19 protein-coding genes are annotated in these 17,543 nt (G+C 67.4%); 11 read left to right on the forward strand and 8 right to left on the reverse strand.

From position 1 onward, the window contains the following. Positions 1–201: 201 nt before the first annotated feature. A complete protein-coding gene (locus tag CFB81_RS33955; RefSeq protein ID WP_089438045.1) occupies positions 202–1,125 on the reverse strand; it encodes a LysR family transcriptional regulator in 924 nt (307 codons plus the stop codon). A 67-nt stretch (positions 1,126–1,192) separates the two neighbouring features. On the opposite strand from CFB81_RS33955, the gene CFB81_RS33960 reads away from it, so the two are divergent. Continuing rightward, positions 1,193–1,810 carry a LysE family translocator gene (locus CFB81_RS33960; RefSeq protein WP_089438046.1) on the forward strand — a complete coding sequence of 206 codons (618 nt, stop codon included), beginning with the start codon at positions 1,193–1,195 and terminating at the stop codon, positions 1,808–1,810. A gap of 22 nt (positions 1,811–1,832) precedes the next feature. Here the strand turns inward: CFB81_RS33960 and CFB81_RS33965 are convergent, their stop codons facing one another. Next, positions 1,833–2,465: an FMN-dependent NADH-azoreductase gene (locus CFB81_RS33965; RefSeq protein WP_089438047.1), complete on the reverse strand. Its 633-nt coding sequence runs from the start codon at positions 2,463–2,465 to the stop codon at positions 1,833–1,835. Positions 2,466–2,597: 132 nt separating this feature from the next. On the opposite strand from CFB81_RS33965, the gene CFB81_RS33970 reads away from it, so the two are divergent. After that, complete coding sequence (locus tag CFB81_RS33970; protein WP_089438048.1) at positions 2,598–3,476, forward strand: LysR substrate-binding domain-containing protein; 879 nt, start codon at positions 2,598–2,600, stop codon at positions 3,474–3,476. 182 nt (positions 3,477–3,658) lie between these two features. Continuing rightward, positions 3,659–4,066: a DUF3224 domain-containing protein gene (locus CFB81_RS33975; RefSeq protein ID WP_089438049.1), complete on the forward strand. Its 408-nt coding sequence runs from the start codon at positions 3,659–3,661 to the stop codon at positions 4,064–4,066. A gap of 9 nt (positions 4,067–4,075) precedes the next feature. On the opposite strand, the gene CFB81_RS33980 is transcribed toward CFB81_RS33975, so the two are convergent. The 4 genes from CFB81_RS33980 to CFB81_RS33995 all read right to left on the reverse strand — a co-directional run bounded on the left by CFB81_RS33980 (position 4,076) and on the right by CFB81_RS33995 (position 7,704). Continuing rightward, on the reverse strand, positions 4,076–5,641 hold the full coding sequence (locus CFB81_RS33980) for a methyl-accepting chemotaxis protein (protein ID WP_089438050.1): 1,566 nt from the start codon (positions 5,639–5,641) through the stop codon (positions 4,076–4,078). Positions 5,642–5,990: 349 nt separating this feature from the next. Beyond that, complete coding sequence (locus CFB81_RS33985; RefSeq protein WP_089438187.1) at positions 5,991–6,836, reverse strand: MBL fold metallo-hydrolase; 846 nt, start codon at positions 6,834–6,836, stop codon at positions 5,991–5,993. Between the two features lie 18 nt (positions 6,837–6,854). After that, a complete protein-coding gene (locus tag CFB81_RS33990) occupies positions 6,855–7,181 on the reverse strand; it encodes a hypothetical protein (RefSeq protein WP_069619806.1) in 327 nt (108 codons plus the stop codon). Further along, positions 7,174–7,704: a sugar ABC transporter gene (locus tag CFB81_RS33995; RefSeq protein WP_089438051.1), complete on the reverse strand. Its 531-nt coding sequence runs from the start codon at positions 7,702–7,704 to the stop codon at positions 7,174–7,176. Before CFB81_RS33995 ends, CFB81_RS33990 begins: the two co-directional genes overlap by 8 nt. Positions 7,705–7,854: 150 nt before the next feature. Here CFB81_RS33995 and CFB81_RS34000 point away from each other — a divergent pair, with 150 nt between their 5' ends. Further along, positions 7,855–8,748 carry a LysR substrate-binding domain-containing protein gene (locus tag CFB81_RS34000; RefSeq protein WP_089438052.1) on the forward strand — a complete coding sequence of 298 codons (894 nt, stop codon included), beginning with the start codon at positions 7,855–7,857 and terminating at the stop codon, positions 8,746–8,748. 57 nt (positions 8,749–8,805) lie between these two features. Here the strand turns inward: CFB81_RS34000 and CFB81_RS34005 are convergent, their stop codons facing one another. After that, positions 8,806–9,711, reverse strand: a complete 906-nt coding sequence (locus tag CFB81_RS34005) for a LysR family transcriptional regulator (protein ID WP_089438053.1) — start codon at positions 9,709–9,711, stop codon at positions 8,806–8,808. A 116-nt stretch (positions 9,712–9,827) separates the two neighbouring features. Between CFB81_RS34005 and CFB81_RS34010 the strand changes: the two genes are divergently transcribed. Together CFB81_RS34010 and CFB81_RS34015 are read left to right on the forward strand one after the other, a co-directional pair. Continuing rightward, the gene (locus tag CFB81_RS34010) at positions 9,828–10,418 is read left to right on the forward strand and encodes a flavodoxin family protein (RefSeq protein ID WP_089438054.1); all 591 of its coding nucleotides are present in this window, start codon (positions 9,828–9,830) and stop codon (positions 10,416–10,418) included. A gap of 124 nt (positions 10,419–10,542) precedes the next feature. Continuing rightward, positions 10,543–11,595 carry an aldo/keto reductase gene (locus CFB81_RS34015; RefSeq protein ID WP_089438188.1) on the forward strand — a complete coding sequence of 351 codons (1,053 nt, stop codon included), beginning with the start codon at positions 10,543–10,545 and terminating at the stop codon, positions 11,593–11,595. 18 nt (positions 11,596–11,613) lie between these two features. Here CFB81_RS34015 and CFB81_RS34020 read toward each other — a convergent pair whose 3' ends face one another. Continuing rightward, the gene (locus CFB81_RS34020) at positions 11,614–12,564 is read right to left on the reverse strand and encodes a LysR substrate-binding domain-containing protein (RefSeq protein WP_089438055.1); all 951 of its coding nucleotides are present in this window, start codon (positions 12,562–12,564) and stop codon (positions 11,614–11,616) included. A gap of 149 nt (positions 12,565–12,713) precedes the next feature. On the opposite strand from CFB81_RS34020, the gene CFB81_RS34025 reads away from it, so the two are divergent. The 5 genes from CFB81_RS34025 to CFB81_RS34045 all read left to right on the forward strand — a co-directional run bounded on the left by CFB81_RS34025 (position 12,714) and on the right by CFB81_RS34045 (position 17,458). Continuing rightward, entirely contained in the window at positions 12,714–13,838 is a 1,125-nt protein-coding gene (locus CFB81_RS34025; protein WP_089438056.1) for an FAD-binding oxidoreductase, read from the forward strand. Continuing rightward, on the forward strand, positions 13,831–14,130 hold the full coding sequence (locus CFB81_RS34030; RefSeq protein WP_089438057.1) for a (2Fe-2S)-binding protein: 300 nt from the start codon (positions 13,831–13,833) through the stop codon (positions 14,128–14,130). The genes CFB81_RS34025 and CFB81_RS34030 overlap by 8 nt, the downstream gene beginning before the upstream one ends. After that, the gene (locus tag CFB81_RS34035; protein WP_089438058.1) at positions 14,127–15,563 is read left to right on the forward strand and encodes an NAD(P)/FAD-dependent oxidoreductase; all 1,437 of its coding nucleotides are present in this window, start codon (positions 14,127–14,129) and stop codon (positions 15,561–15,563) included. Before CFB81_RS34030 ends, CFB81_RS34035 begins: the two co-directional genes overlap by 4 nt. A gap of 40 nt (positions 15,564–15,603) precedes the next feature. Further along, positions 15,604–16,386, forward strand: coding sequence for an ABC transporter substrate-binding protein (locus tag CFB81_RS34040; protein WP_089438059.1), 783 nt, complete (start codon positions 15,604–15,606; stop codon positions 16,384–16,386). Positions 16,387–16,546: 160 nt separating this feature from the next. Then, on the forward strand, positions 16,547–17,458 hold the full coding sequence (locus CFB81_RS34045) for a LysR family transcriptional regulator (RefSeq protein ID WP_089438060.1): 912 nt from the start codon (positions 16,547–16,549) through the stop codon (positions 17,456–17,458). The last annotated feature ends 85 nt before the right edge of the window (positions 17,459–17,543 follow it).

Raw genomic sequence — 17,543 nt, forward strand, 5'->3', positions numbered from 1 at the left:
GGGACAAGGGCTGTTCATGCCGATGACCAGCTTTCAAACGTGTCTCGGTCGACGCATTTTCCGTTCGCTGGCTGGCATGAGCAAGCATCGGCAAGGCCATTCGTTCTTTATTTCGATTCGAGGCGGCGTCCGCCTCTTAAGCGACAATATTGTCTCGGGCATCGATATCGACAGCGAGCGTCGACGAAGTACCGGCCTGCGTCAAACCATCCCCCTCAACCAGCCCAACAACACCGCCTGCGCACTCCCGTCCGCCACTGGCGCGGTGGCCAACAGGTAGTAATCCGATCCATCCTCGACGAACCCCATCGGCGCAACCAGCACACCGCTTTCGATGTCGTCGCGCACCAGGTGCCACGGCCCGATCGCTACCCCCAGCCCCGCGACGGCCGCTTGCAGACTGAAATAGAAATGATCGAACTGCTGCCCGTGCCCGTTCGCGGCCGGCTGATTCGCCGCCCGCGCCCACGCGTTCCAGGCGTCCGGCCGGGTCCGCGTATGCAGGAGCGCAGCGTCCGGCTTCAACGCGCGTCCGCCGCGCCGCGACGCAAACCACGCACCGACCTTGTCCGGCCGGCAAACCGGTCCCACCCGTTCGGCGAACAGATGCTCGGCGTGATACCCCGACGGCCACGGGAAATCGTTACGACGAATCGCCATGTCGATACCGCTGTCGAACGAGAACAGCCCGCCCGCGGCGGCCAGATGGATATCGACGCCCGCATGCCGCGCCTGAAAATCCGGCCAGCGCGGGATCAACCAGCGCATCAGGAGCGTCGGCTCGCACGACAGCACCGAACGCCGCGCACGGGCGGCCTCGGTGCGCAACGCGTGGGCGGCGTGACGCATCAGGCCCAGGCCGTCATGGACGGCCTGGGCGAGTGTGCGGCCCGCATCGGTCAGGAACACGCGCCGGCTGCGCCGCTCGAACAGCGCCACGCCCAGATCGTCCTCGAGCAAGCGCACCGCGCGGCTGACGGCGCCATGGGTCAGGCACAGCTCGTCCGCCGCGCGACTGAAATTCTCGTGACGCGCCGCCGCGTCGAAACAGCGCAGCGCCATCAGCGACGGCAGGTTCGTCCGAATCGACTGTGATTCAAACTCACCATTCTGGTCAGAAATCATCGTTTTTCCTGATGAGGCACGATCGATAAGATTGTGCCATCAACACCTCCTCCGCAGGAACGACGCCATGACCGAACTGATAGTCGTAGTCACCATTACGCTGCTGGCCGTCATCAGCCCGGGACCGGACTTCGCGATGGTCACGCGCAACAGCCTGATGCTGTCGCGTCGTTCCGGCGTGCTCACCGCGTGCGGGATCGGGCTCGGCGTGACGGTCCACGCGAGCTATACGCTGCTGGGCGTCGGGCTCCTGATCCATCAGTCGCCGTGGCTCTTCGATGCCGTCAAGCTGATCGGCGCGATCTACCTGATCTACGTCGGTGCAAAGATGCTCACGACGAAAGCCGGCAGCGTGCAAGCCGACACGCGCGTCGCGCCGCTGTCCGATCTGGCCGCGCTGCGCACGGGCTTCCTGACCAATGCGCTGAACCCCAAAACCACGGTGTTCATCGTCAGCCTGTTCATGCAGGCAGTCCGGCCCGACACGCCGTTGATCGTGCAGATCGGCTACGGCGCATTCATCGCGGCCGCCCATGCCGGCTGGTTCAGCCTCGTGGCGATCTGTTTCTCGGCCACGGCTGTCCGCGATCGCCTGCTGTCGCTGCGGCACTGGATCGATCGCACGTTCGGATGCCTGCTGGTGGGCTTCGGCGTCGCGCTCGCCATCGCACGCGGCGGGCGCTGACACGCGACCCGCGCCGGCAACGTCAGAACGTCGGTGCGATCGCCCGTGCTTCGTCGATCGCCCGGCTCCGGTCTGCCTTCCCGTCCGGGCCGAACAACGTGCGCTCGACGACGATCCCCGTGATGTCCGTCACGCCCACGAACTTGAGCCACGTTTCCATGTAAGGGCGCTGCAGATCGAATTCGGCGGCCGGCGTAAACGACCCGGGCGACTGATAGGCGAGCCCGCGTGCGTAGACCACCGCCGCCTTTTTCCCGGCCAGCTTGCCGGTGAAACCCGTTCCGTCGAACGTGAACAACACATCCTTCTGCGAGATCACGTCGATCAGGTGCTTGAGCTTGTACGGAATGCTGAAATTCCACAGCGGCACGCCGAACAGGAATTTGTCCGCTTCGTGGAACGGCGCCGCGAGCCGCTCGATCTGCTGCCACGCCGCCGCCTGCTCCGACGTCAACGCCGTGCCGCTCAGTCCGGCATATTTCGCGGCCAACGCGGCGGCGTCGAATTCGGGCATCGGCAAATCCCAGATATCGAGCTTCCGGATCTCGTGATCGGGATGGGCCTGCCGGTACGCGTCGAGAAACGCATTGCATACCTCGATGGACGCCGAATGGGCCTTGTTGGGTGAGCCTTCGATATAGAGCACGCGTGTCATGGCGCCGGTCCTTGCCAAGAGTGACGACGGCGCGCCGGATGCGCGCTCGCCCACTTCGCTTCGCAGCCTATCGGGTCGGCCTATAATCCGGAAACGATATTAATTAATCAAATTAACCCGGATTGGTGATAAATGAATGCTCCCCTCGACACGGCGCTGCTTCATACATTCGTTGCGGTTGCCGACGTGCGCAGCTTCACCGGCGCCGGGCGTCGGCTGAACCTCAGCCAGTCCGCGGTCAGCGCGCAGATCCTTCGTCTCGAGGAACAGGTCGGCCAGGCGCTGCTCGTGCGCAACACGCGCAGCGTCACGCTCACCGGGCATGGCGAAACGCTGCTCGGCTACGCACGCGCGATGCTCAATCTGAGCGCGGAAGCCCGCGCCAGGCTGGGAACTGGTGACGCCACCGACGTCAAGCTGCGGATCGGCGTGTCGGAAGACTTTGCAGGCGGCTGGCTGCCGGACCTGATGCGCCGCCATGGCGCCGCGCGGCGCGGCCTGCGGCTGGATCTGGTCGTCGACATCGGAGACAGCCTGTTTCGGCGGCATGCCGACGGCGAATTCGATCTCGTGATCGGCAGCCGGTGCTCGCACTCGGGCCACGGCGCGACGTTATGGCACGAGCCGCTCGTCTGGGCATTCGCGCGCCACGAGCCGCTTCCGGAAGGCGACGTGCCGCTCGCGTGTTTCCCCGATCCGTGCCCGTACCGCGGCGCCGCCATCACGGCGCTCGCGCTGGCCGGCATGCGCTACCGGATCGCGTGCGAAAGCCCCAGCGTGACCGGCATCCGCACCTTCGCACGGGCCGGCATCGCGATCGCGCCGGTGCCGCGCAGCGCGCTCGACGACACGCTTCGTGAACTGGGATTGCCCGAAGGCTTGCCGGAACTGCCGGAGATGGAATTCGTGATGATGCACGACGCGCGGATGCCGGCGGCCGTCGAATTCGCCGCGACGATTCTGGACGAAACCGCTGCCCGCACGGGCGCGGGCAAGCGCAACCGGGTGTAGCGGTAGCGCCGTATTACCGCGACGGGCACGACGCCCCGCCGGGCTCGAATGGCTGCCGACGGGCTCCGTTCAAACCACCTCGAAGCGCAACCCGGCATGGCGCACCAGACGATGGGACGATCAGCCACCGTCGGCAGCGTTGGCTTATAGTGCCGCTTGCCCATTCAACGAGGAGAACAGTCATGAAACAGCAGGCCGGCGGTCCGTTCGAGGTGAAGCTGAATCCGGAACCCCTGAGTCACGTCGCGGAAAGCAGCGGGCTCGGCCGCATGTCGCTGGACAAGCATTTTCACGGCGATCTGGAAGCCGTCAGCCAAGGCGAAATGCTCGCGTTTCGCAGCAGCGTTCAGGGTTCGGCCGGCTACGTGGCGATGGAAACCGTCCACGGCGTGCTCGGCGGGCGCAAGGGCAGCTTCGTGCTGCAGCACAGCTCCACCATGACGCGCGGGCAGCCGACGCAGTCGATCACGGTCGTGCCCGATTCCGGAACGGACGAATTGCTCGGGCTGTCCGGCACGATGCTCATCGATATCGACAACGGCCAGCACGCGTACCGCTTCGACTACACGTTGCCGGACGCACCGCAATAAGCGTACACGTCACGCGAGCGCCGCTTCGCGCAGCCGGAACTGCGCGACCGCCGCGCTCAGCCGCGCGCCCTGTTCGTCGAGCGACAGCGCCGCGGCCGCTGCCTCCTCGACCAGCGCGGCATTACGCTGCATCGTCTGCTCCATCTGGATCACCGCGGCATTCACCTGCTCGATGCCCGACGACTGCTCGTCGAACGCCTGGCTGGTTTCGCCCATGATCGCGTTGACGCGCTCGACCGCCGCGACGAGCTCGGCCATCGCCGCGCCGGCCCGTGCGACAAGGCCGCTGCCGTCTTCGACGCGTCGCGCGGAATGACCGATCAGCTCGCGAATTTCCTTCGCCGCCGCGGCACAGCGCTGGGCGAGCCCGCGCACCTCAGTCGCGACGACCGCGAAACCACGCCCCTGCTCGCCCGCGCGCGCGGCTTCGACGGCGGCGTTCAACGCGAGGATGTTGGTCTGGAACGCGATGCTCTCGATCACGCCGACGATGCCGGAGATGCGCGTGGAGCTGTTCGAAATCTCCGACATCGTCTCGACGACGCGCTGCATCGCTTCGCCGCCGCGCGACGCGATGCCGGCCGCGCCCTCGACGTACGTGCGCGCATCGCGCGCATTGTCCGCGTTCTGGCGCACGGCCGCTGTCAGCTGCTCGACGCTCGCGGCCGCCTGCTGCAGCGACACGGCCTGCTGCTCGGTGCGCGCAGACAAATCGACGTTGCCGCTCGCGATCGTGCGCACGTCGCCGACGATCGTCTCGGTGCTCGCGCGCACCTGGCTCACGGTCTCGACGAGGCCGTCCTGCATCCGCTTCAGCGCATTCAGCAGATACGCCATTTCATTGGCGCCGGGGACGACGACCGCGCCGGTCAGGTCGCCTTTCGAGATTTTCTCGAACTGGTCGACCGCGAGATTGATCGGCTCGATGATCGCCTTCGCGAGCACGCGCTGCGCCAGGAACCCGACGACGAGCGCCAGCGCCGCGACCGCCCCCATCCCCCATACGATCCGATGAAAATTGACGCCGGCCGCATCGTAGCGCGCCTTCTGGCGCGTGACCTGGAACGATTCGAGCGCGTCGATCGCCGCCTGGTAGGCGGCGAACAATGCGGGCGGCGCCGTGCGCTGCGTGTCGAGGAAGTTGAACGCGTCGTCGCCGTCCAGCTGCGACAGCGCCTTCAGGAACACGCGGTCGAGCAGCGCGCGACGATGGTTCTGCAGCGTATCGAACAGCGCCTGCTCGCTGGCGTCGCGCGCGTGCAGACGCGTGTACGCGTCCAGTTCGTCGTTGCTCTGCTTGAGCAGCGCGTGAAGTTGCGCGACTTCGTCTTTCGCGGGCTGGCCGGCGCTGATGATCTGCGCGACGTCGCTCATGCGTTCGCGCAGCACCAGCATTCGCTCGGAGCTGGTCTTCAGGTGCAGCAGCGACGCGGTGTCGTCGCGGTACATCGCCTCGAGCGAGCCGTTGCCGATGTAGAGCGCCGCGATGCAGGCGCCGACCACCAGCACGAGCAGCACGGTATAGCCGGCGATGGTCGCGACGAGTCCACCACGGATAGTGAGTTGTTTTCGCATGACGTTCCCTTGAGCCGGCCGGGCACGGCCAGCGGCGGATGTGAATTCCGGAACACGAACGACGCGCGCCATCACGCAGTACGCGGCGCGGGGGCTGCGAACGGGTTAACGGCGCCGGGAACGGGCGGCTTTTATCCGCACGCGACGCGAATCTTGACGATTGCGACAAGGGAAGGCGGGAGCAGCGCGGCTACCGGCCGCCGCCGCGCCTGGAACGAACCTCGTCGGCCGACAGGATGCGCTGATGCCCGGTGCGCGGCCAACCGTTTCCGCACGCGTCCGGCACCATTGCCCACCGATCGCTATAGCGCATGTCGGCAGGCGTTTCCGGCGGATCGCCGGCATCGCGTCACGCGTCGGTCTCGTAACACAGCCCGTATTCGCCGTTCGCTCGCCTGACGCGCGCGAACCCGGGTTCGCCCAGGTGCATGCCGGCGATCAGCAGCCCGTCCGCGCTGACCCGATCCAGCAACCGCGAACGCGTCGTCGCCGCCTGCGACGCATCCTGGTCGAACGCGATCGATACGTCCGGCCGCTTGATCTGAATATGCGGAAAATGCACGATGTCGCCCCACACGAGCAGGCCTCGATCGCCGGATTCGAGCACATAGCCGGTGTGTCCGTCGGTATGCCCCGGTAGCGGTATGGCTGCGATGCCGGGCAGCACCTCGCCTTCATCGAAGGTCCGCAACGCGTCGCCGTAAGCGTCGAATGCGTGACGCGCGATCCGGAAATTGCCGCGGGCGCGTTCGCTGGCGCGGCTCAGGTTGCCGTCGTCCCGCCAGAATTCGACCTCGCGTCGATGCGCGACCAGTTCCGCATTCGGAAACGCCACGTGTCCGGCCGCATTCACCAGCCCGCCGACGTGGTCGGGATGGGCGTGGGTGAGCAGGACGGTGTCGATCGCGACAGGATCGATATCGGCAAGTCGCAAATTGTCCATCAGGCGGCCGCCCCATTCCTTGATACCGCCGGCTCCGGCGTCGATGAGAACCGTGCGGCCCGCGCCGCGCACCACGTAGCAGTTGATATGCACGGCGGACGGCTGCTGCTGGCCGGCCGCGCGCTGCATCGCGGCAGCGTCGGCCGCGTCGATATTCGACAGGAAATCGAGACTGGCCGTGAGGTAGCCGTCGCTGATCGCGGTGATCGTGAAATCGCCGACACGCCGGCCGGGAAACGTAACGTTGGACATCATGCTTCTCCGCAGCGGCTAGTTCCGGGCGTGAAGGTCCGGCGCGGCATGACCGAAGCAACGGATGCGCGCCGTCAGCCCCGTGCGGCGAACGATCGCGTGATCCAGCGCCTCCATGAACGCGTTCATGACCGCGGGCGGGCGAGACGACGCCACGCGATACCGGATTTCCGCGAAAACGGGATGCCCGCATCCGTGCCGGACCGCCACGTAAATGACGTGGACGTTCGTCAGTTCCGCCTGCAGGACATCCGTGCACAGTTCGATGCAGTCGCCGGAAAGTTCGGCGAGGCGCGCGTCAGGCGGCATGCGTTCCGCATCGATATGGAAAGTCAGGTTAGGCATCGCGGGCGGCCTTCGTCAGTTGCGCCGTCATCGGTGCGTACAGGTCAAGGTCGTCCGGCACGTCGTCGGCAAGCGGCGCATCGCTGCGCGGCAGGACCGCGAGCCAGCGACGCGCCGGACACTGCTCCAGTGCAACGGCCTGCATGGCCAGCGGCTCAAGGCCCAGTTCTATCATCGAGTCGGGTCCGCTGGCGCTCAGCACGAGCAGTTCGTCGGCATTGACCGCCGGCGCCGGACCGATATCGCCATAGAGGTTGCGGTGCCAGTCGGTGATGTGCTGCTGCCACCGCGCGAAATTGCCGCCGCCCTTGCGCCGATATTCATCGTCGGTCAGCACGTCGAGGCCGTCGATCGTGTGAACGGCCAGATAAACGGGGCAACCGTCGCTGATCGCGCTGAACCGCTGCGACGTGTGAAAACCGGCCACCGAGATGAGGGCCGGCAGCTTGTCGAGACTGTAGAAGTCGTTCCATTCGGCTTCGCTCGCCGGGTCGGCGAAGCTGCATTCCACGGTGTAGATCATCGGCTTGTCCTTCGCTTCGAATGCGGGATATTCAGTGCAGTGACGTAATGCTAATCTGCGGTCTCCCACGTAGATATCGACTTAAAGTCAGCCTTCAGTGATATTTGATCAAGCTGACACTCGAACACACTCCGACCGGCGAGACCCCCGATGCGACGCAAGATCCCGAGCAATTCCGCGCTCCTGGCCTTCGAGGCCGCGGCCCGACACGGCAGCTTCGCCCGCGCCGCCGACGAGCTGGCGCGCACCGAGGGCGCGGTCAGTCGCCAGATCGGCCGGCTGGAGGCATTCCTTGGCGTGACGCTGTTCGAGCGCGTCGGCAACCGCGTGCGGCTGGCGCCCAACGGCACGCGATATGCGGTACAGGTGCGCGAGATTCTGGATCGCCTGGAACGGGACAGCCTGTATCTGATGGGGCAGCCCGTCGAAGGCGCGAGCATCGACATCGCCGCGATTCCGACCTTCGCGACGCGCTGGCTGATCCCGCGGCTGAAGCGCTTCCAGGATCGCCATCCGAACGTCACCGTGCATATCGCCGAACGGATGGAACCGTTCCTCCTGGCCGGCAGCGGCTTCGACGCGGCCATTCATTTCGCGCATCCGGCCTGGGCCGGCATGCATGTGCATCCGATGCTGGAAGAGGTGCTGGTGCCCGTCTGCAGTCCGGCGCTTCTTGAAGGCGCCGGCGCGAACCCGTCGCTGGATGCGCTGCCGCGCCTTCACCGGCGGCAGAATCCGGATGCGTGGCAGGTCTATGCGCAGGAGACCGGCATCGTGCTGACCAATTCGGCGGTCGGCCCGCGATACGATCTGCATTCGATGCTGATCGAGGCCGCGCTGGCCGGCCTTGGCGTCGCACTGGTGCCGCGCCTTTACATCGGGGCCGAGCTTGAACAAGGGCGTCTGGTCGCGCCCTGGCCCGACGGCAAAGCGGTGACGAAAAACTTCTGCCTCGTGCTGCCCGAGCCGATCGAATTGAGTGCGGCGCCGGTGCGGGCGTTTGCGGAGTGGGTGCTGGGCGAGGCGCGGGATTCGGTGCGTTGATGCAGTGGCCGGACGTTCATCGCCACACGGATTCGGAAAATCCTGCAGCCCCCTCCGCTAATCGAGGTACGGCTTCAACACGCCCGCGATCCAGTCCATGAACGCCCGCACGCGCGGCGAAAGATTGCGCCGATGCGCGACGACGAGCGACGCGGCAAGCGGCTCCGGCCGCAAGTCGGGCAATACCTCCACGAGCGCGCCGCTTTCGATGTGATGCGCGAGCGCCGAATAGCCGGCCTGGATCAGCCCGATGCCGGCCAGCCCCGCCGCGTGATAGGTCTGCACGCTGTTGACCTGCATCGCGCTGGGCAACGGTAGCCACGCATAGCCGTCGCCGTCCGGATACTCCCATCCGGGATGCCGCGCGCCGAGCGTCAGCGTGTAGTGGATCATCTTGTGCCCCTGGCTGCGCAGATCGGCGAGCGTGTGCGGTACGCCATGCCGCGCGAGATAGTCGGGGCTCGCCGCATTCGTCATGCGCAGCCGGCCAAGCGGCCGGGCAATCAGCGTCTCGTCGGCGATCGGACCCAGCCGGATCACGCAATCGAACCCTTCCCGAACCAGATCGACACGCCGGTCGGTACTGGAAAGCTCCAGCTCCAGATCCGGATGCGCGGCCATCAGTTGCGGCAGCGCCGGCACCACGACACTGCGCGCGAGTTCCGTGGGCATGTCCACGCGCAACCTGCCGCGCAGCGACGTACCGCGCCCCGAGAACATCGACTGCAACTCCTGCACTTCGGCGAGCAGGTCGGTTGCGCGCGCATAGAACGCGCGTCCGTCTTCGGTGAGCTGCACGCGCCTCGTGGTTCGATGCAGCAGCGCGACACCCATGTCCCGTTCGAGCACACGGACGACCGTGGATACCCGTCCTTTCTGAATACCGAGGCTTTCGGCCGCACGCGTGAAGCTCGCCATTTCGGCGACACGGGCAAAAATCAAAAGCGCGTCAAGGTTCTGCATTGTTCATCCGGAAAGTAACGGAACGTTCAATCTGTCGTCGTTTATAACCCGGTTACGGCTCGGTAGAGTAGTTTCCCACGTCGTCCGAACGACAACCCGAACGAAAGGAAACCACCATGGATCAACTCTACCCGCCGGTAAAAACGGTCGTCGTCTATCACTCCGGCTACGGCCATACGCAACGGATGGCCGCCGCTGTCGCGGACGGCGCCGGCGCCGCACTCGTCGCGATCGATGCCGACGGCCACCTCGCCGACGATGCGTGGAACTCGTTGGCCGACGCCGACGCGATCCTGTTCGGCTCGCCGACCTACATGGGCGGCCCGAGCTGGCAGTTCAAGAAGTTCGCGGATGCATCGTCGAAGGTCTGGTTCGACAGCGGATGGCAAAACAAGATCTTCGGCGGCTTCACCAATAGCGCAAGCGTCAACGGCGACAAGCTCAATACGCTCGAATACTTCTTTCTGCTGGCCGGACAGCACGGCGGCATCTGGGTCAGCATGGACATCAAGCCGGCCAATCTGAAAGCGTCGACGCGCGACGACCTGAACCGCATGGGCGCCTACATCGCGCCGATGGCGCAGACGCCGGCCGATGCGTCGCCGCAAGAGATGTCGCCGGGCGATCTCGAAACGGCGCGCCGCTATGGCGCGCGCGTCGCGGCGATTGCCGGACAGTTGCGGGCCGGCAAATCACGCGCCAACTAACATTCCGACGTTCATGCGGGGGCGCCACCGGTCAACGCCTCGCATTGTGTCCGGCCGATTCTGAAGGGCGCCGCATCGACGTCCTCCCCCGCCATCGATGGCGGGGCTCTCGGAGCAAATTCTGATGAAATACAAGCAATTGGGCCGCACCGGCCTGTATGTGTCCGAGCTGTGCCTCGGCACGATGACGATGGGTGGCAACGCGGATGCCGGCATGTGGGCGGCGATCGGCGCGGTCGGCCAGGACGACGCGAACCGTTTGATCGCCCGCGCGCTCGACGCAGGCGTCAACTTCATCGACACCGCCGACATTTACTCGTTCGGCCAGGCCGAACGCGTGGTCGGGCAGGCGCTGCGCGACCTCGGCGTCCCGCGCCACGAGATCGTGCTGGCGACGAAGACGGCCGGCGTGATGGGCACGGGCCCCAACGACCAGGGTGCGTCGCGCGGTCACATCATGGATTCGGTGCAGCGAAGCCTGGAACGGCTCCAGGTCGACCATATCGACCTGTACCAGATTCACGCGAGCGACCCCGTGACGCCGATCGAGGAGACGCTGCGCGCGCTCGACGATCTGACGCGGCAGGGGCTGATCCGTTACGTCGGCGTGTCGAACTGGCGCGCGGGCAAGATCGGCAAGGCGCTCGGCCTGAGTGCCGCGCTTCACGCCACGCGTTTCGAGACGCTGCAGGCGTACTACTCGATCGCCGGGCGCGACGTGGAGCGCGAACTGGTTCCGCTCGCCGTCGACGAGCAGATGGGGCTGCTCGTGTGGTCGCCGCTCGCCGGCGGATTGCTGTCGGGCAAGTTCGGCCCCGGTGCGTCGACCGAAGCAGGTTCGCGGCGCGGTCATTTCGATTTTCCGCCGGTCGATCTGGATCGGGCCTGGCCGTGCGTGGCGGAGATGCGCGCGATCGCCGGCGCGCACGGCGTGTCGGTCGCGCGGATCGCGCTCGCGTGGCTGCTCGCGAAGCCGGCGGTCACGAGCGTCATCATCGGCGCCAAGCGGATCGACCAGCTCGACGACAATCTCGGCGCGGTCGACGTCGTGCTGACCGACGACGAACTGACGCGTCTCGATGCCGTGAGCGCGTTACCGCCCTGCTATCCCGGCTGGATGATCGCGCGTCAGGAAGCGGGCCGGATTCCTGCACCGTTCACACCCGCGGCGCAATAGGATCGGCGGTACTTCATCTCATCGGCGGTTCGACGCGGGCAGGGGCGAGTCGACCCGTGTCGAACCGGGCGCGCGCATCCTCGCGAACGCATCGCGCAAATCGGCGCAAAACGCGTCGCCGATCATCGACAGCGGCTGCGATGCGGACGTCACCAGGTAGAAGTGATCGGGCACGGCCGGCTCGAACGGCTTGACGGCCACGCGCTGGCCCGCGTACGCGGCCGTCACCGGATCGATCAGCGCGACGCCGGCGCCGTTCGCGACGAACGCGACGATCGTCCGCGACAGCTGCGCCTCGATCGATAGCACGCGCGACACGCCGGCTTCGACGAACACGCGGTCGATCGCGCTGCGCGCCTCGAAACTCGGCGGGAACGAGATGAACGACTCGTCGCGCAGGTCGGCCGGCTGCACGACGCGCTTGCGCGCAAGCCGATGCCCGCGCGGCACGATGCAGCACATCGCGCTTTCCGCGAGCCGCTCGCCGCGCACGGCCGGATGCGGGACGGGTTCGGCGATCAGCCCGACATCGCATTGCCCCGACGCGACCTTGTCGACGACGGTGGACGCACTGTGCGCGAGCAGCGTGATGTCGACGCCCGGATGCGCGTGCGAGAAACGCGTGACGATTTCCGGCAGCAGGTCGAGCGCGACGGCGGGCGAACCCGCCACGCGCAGCGTGCCGCGCCGCATCGCGCGGATCTGCTCGGCGGCCTGCGCGACGCGATCGAGGCCGACGAACGCGCGTTCGACCTCCTCGTACAGCACGCGCGCCTGCGCGGTCGGCGTGAAGCGCCCCTGCTGCCGCTCGAACAGCACGAAGCCGATCCGCTCCTCGAGATCGGCGATCAGCCGGCTCACGGCCGGCTGCGAGATATGGAGATCGCGCGCCGCGCGCGTGACGGTATGGCGCTGCATCACCGCGCGAAACGCTTCGATCTGGCGAATCCTGAGCGAGGGCGTGGTCATAACACTGGATTATGGGTCGTTGATCAAGCTGTATTGGACAGCCCATTTTGCCTGTCCGAACATCGGTTCCGCAACGTACTGAAAGCAAGGAGCCGCACCGCCATGGGATATAACATGCAACCGCCTCGTCCGCGACACCGGAGCCGCGCATGACCGTGCGCCGCTTCGACGTCGTCGTGGCCGGCGGCGGTCTCGTCGGCATGGCCATCGCGTGGGGCATCGCGCGTCTCGGCCAACGCGTCGCGGTGTGCGACGGCGACGACATCGCGTTTCGCGCGGCGCGCGGCAATTTCGGGCTCGTGTGGGTGCAGGGCAAAGGCGGCCGCTGCCTGCCGTATGCGCGCTGGTCGTGTGAATCGTCGGCGCGCTGGCGCGCGTTCGCCGCGCAGTTGCAGCGCGAAACGGGCGTGGATTGCGCGTTCGAACGGCCGGGCGGCATCGAGCTGTTCGAGCATCGCGCGGAACTCGACGGTGCGACCGGCCTGCTCGAATCGCTGCGCCGGCAGGACGCCGCGCTGTCGTACGAGGTGCTCGATCCCGCCGCGCTGCGGCGGCTCATCCCGTCGGCGTCGCCGTCGCTGGCCGGCGCGCTGTGGTCGCCGAACGACGGTCACGCGAATCCGCTCGCCACGCTGCGCGCGATGTTGCAGGCGTTCCAGCAGTGCGGCGGCGTCTATCTGCCGCGCAACGAAATCGCCGAGATCCGCCCGCGCGCCGGGCGCTTCGAGATCGACACGCGCCACGCGCAACTCGAAGCCGGGCGCGTGGTGCTCGCGGCCGGCCTCGACAACGCGCGGCTCGCGCCAATGGTCGACCTGCGCGCGCCGATCTCGCCGCTGCGCGGCCAGATCATGGTCACCGAGCGCCTCGCACCGTTTCTCGACTATCCGACGCTCGTCGTTCGCCAAACGGCGGAAGGTTCGGTGTTGCTCGGCGACTCGGCCGAAGATGTCGGCTTCGACGACGGGCAGACGCGCCCCGCCATGGTCGACATCGCGCGCCGCGCGCGCACTGCGTTTCCGGCGCTGGCCCATGCACGCATCGTGCGCGCATGGGGTGCGCTGCGCATCATGACGCCCGACGGCTTGCCCGTCTACGAGGCGTCGACCACGTATCCCGGCGCGTTCATCGCGATCTGCCACAGCGGCGTGACGCTCGCGGCGACCCACGCCGATCTCGTCGCGCCGTGGATCGCGGGCCACGCCGCGCCGGCCGACCTGTCCGCCTTTACCACCACGCGCTTCGCCGCGCCCACGGAAGCCCGGCATGTTTGAATCCCTCGTTCCCGCCGCCGCGACGCCCGAACGCGTGCGCATCCATATCGACGGCACGCCGCACGACGTGCCCGCGCACTACAGCGTCGCGGCCGCGATGCTCGCCGCCGGTTCGGCCGCGTGCCGCACGAGCGCGGTGAGCGGCGTGCCGCGCGGCCCGTTCTGCATGATGGGCGTGTGCTTCGACTGCCTCGTCGACATCGACGGCGTGCCGAACGTGCAAGGCTGCATGACGCCCGTCGCCGACGGCATGCAGGTGCGCACGATGCACGGCAAGGCGAGGCTCGCATGACGCGCCACCAGTGCGACCTGCTGATCGTCGGCGCCGGGCCGGCCGGCATGGCGGCGGCGACTGCCGCGTGTGCGGCCGGCTTGTCGGTCGTCGTCGCGGACGAAGGCCGCGCGCCCGGCGGCCAGATCTATCGCAACGTGGCCGACGCGCCGGCGCCGCTCGCGCAATGGCTCGGCGCCGACTACACGGCAGGCCGCCCGCTCGTCGACGGCTTGCTCGCGAGCGGCGCGCATTACCTGCCGCGCAGCATCGTATGGCAAATCGCGTTCGAGCCGGAACCCGTCGCGATGCTCACGCAAAGCGGCCCGTCGCGCGGCACGCTCGAAATCGGCGCACGCGCGGTGCTGATCGCGACCGGCGCGCAGGAGCGGGCGTGGCCGGTGCCGGGCTGGACGTTGCCCGGCGTGATGGGCGTCGGCGCCGCGCAGACGCTGCTGAAAGCGTCCGGCCTCGCGCCATCGGCCGACGCCGTGCTCGCCGGTAGCGGCCCGCTGCTGTGGTTGTTCGCCGCGCAATTGCTGAATGCCGGCCGGCGCGTGCGTGCGCTGGTCGACACGACACCGCGCGACGCGTGGCGCCGCGCGCTCCCGCATGCGTTGCCGGCGCTGCGCGGCGCCGACTATCTGCTCAAGGGCTGGCGCATGCTGCGCGCGGTGCGCAGCGCCGGGATTCCGGTGTATCGCGGCGCGACCGATATCCGCATCGACGGCGACGACCGCGCCGAATGCATCCGCTTTCGCGACGCGCAAGGCGTCGTGCAGACGCTCGACACGTCGCTCGTGCTGCTGCATCAGGGTGTCGTTCCGTCGACGCAGCTCGCGCGTTCGCTCGGCTGCGCACACGAATGGGACGAATCGTCGGCATGCTGGCGGCCGCAGTGCGACGCGCGCGGCCGCAGCAGCGTGCCGCACGTGTGGATCGCGGGCGACGGCGCGGGCATCGGCGGCGCGCGGGCGGCGGCGCTCGCCGGCGAAGTGTCCGCGCTCGACATCGCCGCGCGGCTCGGTGCCCTCGACGCGCAACGGCAGGCCGCACGCGAACGCCCGGTGCTGCACGCGTTGCGCCGCCACCTCGCGGTGCGCCCGCTGCTCGATGCGCTGTACACGCCGCCTGCCACGCTGCGCCACCTCGACGACGACACGATCGTGTGCCGCTGCGAGGAAGTCACGGCCGGCGAAATCCGCCGGCTCGCGGCGCTCGGCTGCCAGGGGCCGAACCAGATGAAGGCATTTACGCGCTGCGGGATGGGCCCGTGCCAGGGCCGCTGGTGCGGCACGACGGTCGGCGAACTGATCGCCGACGTGCAGCAACGCAGCGTCGGCGACGTCGGTCACTACCGGATTCGCGCGCCGATCAAGCCGGTCACCGTCGGCGAGATGGCCGACGCGCTCGAACTGTCGAACGATTTTCAGCGCGGCGAATTCCCGAGCTGACGCGCCCGCCCACTCTTCCCCACACGAACGGAGCCTGACCATGAAGACGCGCATCACGATTCTCCTTTCCGCCGCCGCGATGGCCTTCGCGTCGCTGGCGTCGGCGAAGGAATGGACGACCATCCGCATCGGCGTCGATCCGACCTACCCGCCGTTCGAGTCGACGGCGACCGACGGCAGCGTGAAGGGTTTCGACATCGATCTCGGCAACGCGCTGTGCGCGAAGCTGAATGCGAAATGCGTGTGGGTATCGAGCAGTTTCGACGGGCTGATTCCGGGGCTGCAGGCGCGCAAGTTCGACGTGATCCTGTCGTCGATGGCCGCGACCGAACAGCGGCGCCAGCAGATCGACTTCACCGATCGCCTGTACCGCAACCAGACGCGATTGATCGCGCGCACCGGATCCGGGCTGCTGCCGGACGCGGCGAAGCTCGCCGGCAAGCGCGTCGCGGTCGAACAGGGCACGATCCAGGAAACCTATGCGCGCGAGAAGTGGGCGGCCGCGAAGGTCGAGGTCGTGCCGTACCCGAGCTACGACCAGGCGTATGCGGATCTCGTCACCGGGCGCGTCGACGGCGTGCTGATGGATGCCGTGCAAGGCCAGCTCGGGTTCCTGTCGACGCCGCGCGGCAAGGGCTTCTCGTTCGCCGGCGGCGTGGTGTACGACGCGAAGGTCATGGGCAACGGCGACGCGGCCGGCGTACGCAAGGCCGACACCGACCTGCGCGACGCACTCAATCGCGCCATCGCGCAGATTCGCAGCGACGGCACGTACAACAAGATCCAGTCGAAATACTTCGACTTCGACATGTACGGGAACTGACGGCAAATACGGGGGCGGCTCCGCTTCGCCCGAGCGGCTCATGCGAGCGCTGCGCCATGCGGCGCTCGGCAGGGCCGCGCCGCGTCGAGCGGGCTCCCCGTTGCACGAACAAGTCCTTTCGGGACATAATTCTTCAATCTTGAGTCCCATAAGGTCTGACATGCTCGACATCCGCCAGCTTCAGTACTTCATCGCGGTCGCGGAAGAGGAACACGTCGGCCGCGCCGCCGAGCGCCTGCATATTTCGCAATCGCCGCTCAGCCGCCAGATCGCGCAGCTCGAGGAAAAGCTCGGCCTCACGCTGTTCGAACGCAGCCAGCAGCGCATTCGCCTGACGCGCGACGGGCGCACGTTCCTCAGCGAAGCGCACGCGTTCCTGCGCCACGCGAACCGGCTCGAATCGCTCGCGCGCCGGCTCGGTCGCGGCGACGAAGGCGGCCTCTGCATCGGCTACCTCGAAACGGCCACGCACTCGGGCGTGCTGCCGCGCGCGCTGAAAACGCTGCGCGCCGGGCGCCCGTCCGTTCACATCGCTTTGTATAACTATCAATCGGCCGCGCAGCTCGAAGGCTTGCGCGAGCGCAGCCTCGACATCGCGCTCGTCACCGAGCCGCCCGCGCCGGACGATCCCGAACTCGAATCGACGAAGGTGCTGGACGATCCGATGCTGCTCGCGATGCCCGACGGGCATCCGCTCGCGAAGAAAAAGACGCTCGTCGCCGACGATCTCGCCGCGCAGGCGTGGATCGGCGTCACGCAGCAGGACAGCGCGCCGCGTCACGGCGCGTTCGTCGCGGCCTGCGCGAAGGCCGGCTTCTCGCCGGACATTTCGGTGGAGGCAACCGAGCCGCTCGCCGCGCTGGGCCTCGTGGCCGCGGGGCTCGGCGTGACGATGATCCAGCAGAGCCTGCGTCACCAGGTGCCGGAAGGCGTCGTGCTGCGCGAGCTGCCGTGGTTCAGCTACCGCACGCCGCTGTGGGCCGCATGGCACAAGGTCAACCTGCGGCCGCTGGTCGGCATCTTCCGCGAGATCCTCACCGGCGAGGAGGTCGTCGCGGCAGTCGGAAATTGAATCGCTGAAAGCGCGGAGCGTCGATTGCTTCGCGCCCCGATCTTTCCCGCGCATCGCGCGCACCACGCATGCGCCAACGCCTTCG

Origin of the sequence: Burkholderia sp. AU28863, assembly GCF_002223195.1 — a bacterium.
Taxonomy (GTDB): Bacteria; Pseudomonadota; Gammaproteobacteria; order Burkholderiales; family Burkholderiaceae; genus Burkholderia; species Burkholderia sola.

Bases quoted from the DNA above. Each gene is read 5' to 3' on its own strand.
- CFB81_RS33955 (WP_089438045.1), bottom strand. From the start codon at position 1,125: ATGATTTCTGACCAGAATGGTGAGTTTGAATCACAGTCGATTCGGACG.
- CFB81_RS33960 (WP_089438046.1), top strand. From the start codon at position 1,193: ATGACCGAACTGATAGTCGTAGTCACCATTACGCTGCTGGCCGTCATC.
- CFB81_RS33965 (WP_089438047.1), bottom strand. From the start codon at position 2,465: ATGACACGCGTGCTCTATATCGAAGGCTCACCCAACAAGGCCCATTCG.
- CFB81_RS33970 (WP_089438048.1), top strand. From the start codon at position 2,598: ATGAATGCTCCCCTCGACACGGCGCTGCTTCATACATTCGTTGCGGTT.
- CFB81_RS33975 (WP_089438049.1), top strand. From the start codon at position 3,659: ATGAAACAGCAGGCCGGCGGTCCGTTCGAGGTGAAGCTGAATCCGGAA.
- CFB81_RS33980 (WP_089438050.1), bottom strand. From the start codon at position 5,641: ATGCGAAAACAACTCACTATCCGTGGTGGACTCGTCGCGACCATCGCC.
- CFB81_RS33985 (WP_089438187.1), bottom strand. From the start codon at position 6,836: ATGTCCAACGTTACGTTTCCCGGCCGGCGTGTCGGCGATTTCACGATC.
- CFB81_RS33990 (WP_069619806.1), bottom strand. From the start codon at position 7,181: ATGCCTAACCTGACTTTCCATATCGATGCGGAACGCATGCCGCCTGAC.
- CFB81_RS33995 (WP_089438051.1), bottom strand. From the start codon at position 7,704: ATGATCTACACCGTGGAATGCAGCTTCGCCGACCCGGCGAGCGAAGCC.
- CFB81_RS34000 (WP_089438052.1), top strand. From the start codon at position 7,855: ATGCGACGCAAGATCCCGAGCAATTCCGCGCTCCTGGCCTTCGAGGCC.
- CFB81_RS34005 (WP_089438053.1), bottom strand. From the start codon at position 9,711: ATGCAGAACCTTGACGCGCTTTTGATTTTTGCCCGTGTCGCCGAAATG.
- CFB81_RS34010 (WP_089438054.1), top strand. From the start codon at position 9,828: ATGGATCAACTCTACCCGCCGGTAAAAACGGTCGTCGTCTATCACTCC.
- CFB81_RS34015 (WP_089438188.1), top strand. From the start codon at position 10,543: ATGAAATACAAGCAATTGGGCCGCACCGGCCTGTATGTGTCCGAGCTG.
- CFB81_RS34020 (WP_089438055.1), bottom strand. From the start codon at position 12,564: ATGACCACGCCCTCGCTCAGGATTCGCCAGATCGAAGCGTTTCGCGCG.
- CFB81_RS34025 (WP_089438056.1), top strand. From the start codon at position 12,714: ATGACCGTGCGCCGCTTCGACGTCGTCGTGGCCGGCGGCGGTCTCGTC.
- CFB81_RS34030 (WP_089438057.1), top strand. From the start codon at position 13,831: ATGTTTGAATCCCTCGTTCCCGCCGCCGCGACGCCCGAACGCGTGCGC.
- CFB81_RS34035 (WP_089438058.1), top strand. From the start codon at position 14,127: ATGACGCGCCACCAGTGCGACCTGCTGATCGTCGGCGCCGGGCCGGCC.
- CFB81_RS34040 (WP_089438059.1), top strand. From the start codon at position 15,604: ATGAAGACGCGCATCACGATTCTCCTTTCCGCCGCCGCGATGGCCTTC.
- CFB81_RS34045 (WP_089438060.1), top strand. From the start codon at position 16,547: ATGCTCGACATCCGCCAGCTTCAGTACTTCATCGCGGTCGCGGAAGAG.